The sequence below is a fragment of the Aeromonas sp. HMWF014 genome, assembly GCF_963878295.1.
Taxonomy (GTDB): Bacteria; Pseudomonadota; Gammaproteobacteria; order Enterobacterales; family Aeromonadaceae; genus Aeromonas; species Aeromonas popoffii.
Genome location: NZ_CAWNYS010000518.1, coordinates 1 through 2,249, shown reverse-complemented (window position 1 = coordinate 2,249; position 2,249 = coordinate 1). Strand labels below are relative to the sequence as shown.

Sequence of the window (2,249 nt, the reverse complement as noted above, 5' to 3'; positions counted from 1 at the left end):
CACTACCCGGGTGCCGTGGGCGCGGGCCAGACGGGCCGCTTCGAATACGCTCTCGAGCGGCACTTCCAGTTGCAACAGCAGGGTATGAGCGTCGGCAATCAGGACTTCGTGGTGCTTCACTATGGCAGGGGAGAGAGCACTGTTGGCTTCGGCGGAGATGCCGATGCTGTTCTCCCCCTCATCGCTCACATAGATGATGGCGATACCGGTGGGCAGGGTGTCGTCGAGCTCAACGGCACTGACGTCGATGCCATCCTGGGCAAAACCAGCTTTCATCTGGCGGCCGATGGCGTCATCACCGATGCGGGCAATAAAGGAGACGGGGGCGCCGAGGCGTGCGGCGGCGACCGCCTGATTGGCCCCCTTGCCACCGGGGACGACTTGATAGCTGTGGCCGGTCAGAGTTTCACCCGGGCGGGGGAAGTGAGGAACGCGCAGTACATGGTCTGCATTGACACTGCCCAGAACAACGAGACGATTCATTCTTATCACCCTTGATTTGGAACATCTTGGCTTGAGTGGGCCCAAGCCAAGATGCACGGTTAATCGAAGACCGGGGGCAAAGGGGGGAGGCGAACCTCCCCCGTCACCTTACTTGCTGACCACTTGCAGCGGTACCGGGATGGATTTTTCTACCGGCAGGCCTTTGAGCACCTTGTCGGCGGTCTCGACGCCAATAGCACCGATCAGGGCTGGTTGCTGGGCCACGGTGGCGGCCAGTTTACCCCTGGCCACGGCGGCCTTGCCATCGTCAGTGCCGTCGAAGCCGACGATCATCACCTCTTTACCGGCGGCTTGCACGGCGCGGATGGCACCCAATGCCATTTCGTCGTTTTGGGCGAACACGGCCTGTACGGTCGGATGGGCCGCCAGCAGGTTTTCCATCACGTTCAGACCCTTGGTGCGGTCAAAGTCGGCAGGTTGGGAAGCCAGCACTTGCAGCTTGTTGGCGGCCACGGCCAGGGCGAAACCTTCGCCACGATCACGGGCGGCGGAGGTACCGGCGATCCCCTCGAGTTGAATGACCTTGGCACCGGCACCCAGTTTCTGGGTGATGAAGTCGCCAGCCAGCTTGCCGCCAGCTACGTTGTCGGAGGCAATGTGGGCCTTGACCTCACCCTGCGCTGCGCCACGGTCCAGAGTCAGCACCGGAATGTTGGCCTTGTTGGCCAGGCGGATGGCGTTGCCCACAGCCTCGGAGTCGGTCGGGTTGATCAGGATGGCATTGACCTTGCGCACGGTGAGATCTTCCATGTTGGAGAGTTCCTTGGCCGGATCATTCTGGGAGTCCAGTACCACCAGTTGGTAGCCAAGCTCCTTGGCCTTGGCTTCAGCCCCCTCTTTCATGGTGACGAAGAAGGGGTTGTTAAGGGTGGAAACTACCATGGCCAGGGTGTGATCGGCGGCCTGGGCTGTGCCCAGCACGGACATGATGGCGGCAGCGAGCAGGGTATTGAGCTTTTTCATCATTTCATTCCTTGTGTGTGCTTACTTGCTTTTGTTATCGATCATCACGGCGAGCAAAATCACGCTGGCCTTGGCGATCATCTGGTAATAGGACGAGACGTCGAGCAGGTTGAGGGCGTTGTTAAGGAAGCCGATGATGAGTGCCCCGATCAGGGTTCCCATGATGCGACCCTTGCCACCCATCAGACTGGTTCCACCCAGCACCACGGCGGCGATGGCATCCAGCTCGTAACCCATGCCTGCAGTCGGCTGGGCCGAGGAGAGGCGGGAGGTAACGATGAGCCCGGCCAGTGCCGACAACATACCGCACAAACCATACACCGCCAGTTTCACCCTGGCCACATTGATGCCGGAGAGGCGGGTGGCCGATTCGTTGCCGCCCAGGGCGTAGATGTAACGGCCGAGGCGAGTGTGGTTGAGCATGAACCAGGCTAGCAGGAAGACGATGGCCATCAGCCAGATGGGCACTGGCAGACCGAACAGGTAACCGGTACCGAGCCAGGCGAAGTGATCGGCACCCTCACTGAAGCCGGTGGAGATGGGGCGCCCTTCGGTATAGACCATGGTCACGCCGCGCAGGGCGGTCATGGTGACCAGTGTGGCGATGAAAGCTTGCACCTTGCCTTTGGCAATGATGAGGCCGCTGACGCCGCCCAGCAGGGCTCCTGCTCCCAGAGTGAGGGGCACCACCAGCGCGATGGGCAGCTCCATGGCGACCATGGTGGCTGCCAGCGCGCCGCACAGGGCCAGCACAGAGCCGACCGAGAGATCGATACCGGCGG

Annotated in this window: 3 protein-coding genes; all 3 read right to left on the bottom strand. The window is 61.4% G+C overall.

The features are described 5' to 3' along the window. A partial coding sequence (locus tag AAC083_RS20430; protein ID WP_258224566.1) for a PfkB family carbohydrate kinase occupies positions 1 to 483 on the bottom strand: 483 nt, incomplete at its 3' end. 108 nt (positions 484 to 591) lie between these two features. Beyond that, entirely contained in the window at positions 592 to 1,467 is an 876-nt protein-coding gene (rbsB, locus tag AAC083_RS20425) for a ribose ABC transporter substrate-binding protein RbsB (RefSeq protein ID WP_108535537.1), read from the bottom strand. Between the two features lie 21 nt (positions 1,468 to 1,488). Further along, the coding region (rbsC, locus tag AAC083_RS20420) for a ribose ABC transporter permease (RefSeq protein ID WP_108535536.1) at positions 1,489 to 2,249 on the bottom strand (761 nt) is incomplete at its 5' end.

Coding starts and splice junctions, on each gene's coding strand:
- rbsB (WP_108535537.1), bottom strand. CDS start 1,467: ATGAAAAAGCTCAATACCCTGCTCGCTGCCGCCATCATGTCCGTGCTG.